This is a genomic window from Methanohalophilus sp. WG1-DM, from assembly GCF_004104135.1.
Classification (GTDB): domain Archaea; phylum Halobacteriota; class Methanosarcinia; order Methanosarcinales; family Methanosarcinaceae; genus Methanohalophilus; species Methanohalophilus euhalobius.
Map to the genome: position 1 here is coordinate 1 of NZ_RRBA01000067.1, position 287 is coordinate 287.

At 42.9% G+C, this 287-nt stretch carries 1 protein-coding gene; it reads right to left on the reverse strand.

Annotated features, from left to right (window positions below; genetic code table 11):
* Positions 1–262: DUF86 domain-containing protein (locus tag CI957_RS10495; protein WP_164909107.1), on the reverse strand; the 262-nt coding region annotated here is incomplete at its 3' end.
* Positions 263–287: the final 25 nt, after the last annotated feature.

A 287-nucleotide genomic window follows, 5' to 3' on the forward strand; every position in this document is an offset into this window, starting at 1 on the left:
CCAGATTAACTCCAAAATAAGCATGTATCAATTTGTCCCGAATTCCTGTCAGGTCTTTCCAGGGGATTGAGGGATACTTTTGTCTGACATCATCAGGGATATTCTTTGCTGCTTCACCAATAATCTCCAGGGCTCTGATAACGGCATATTGGGTCTTTCTGTCTTCGAGAAAATCTTCAAGGGAACAATCACTGACAAAATTCTCTGCCGCCTCCATGGCAGCATAGATGTCATTGACATAATCCCTGATGTCTCGAATCATATATCACACTGCCCTGACTTCGTTA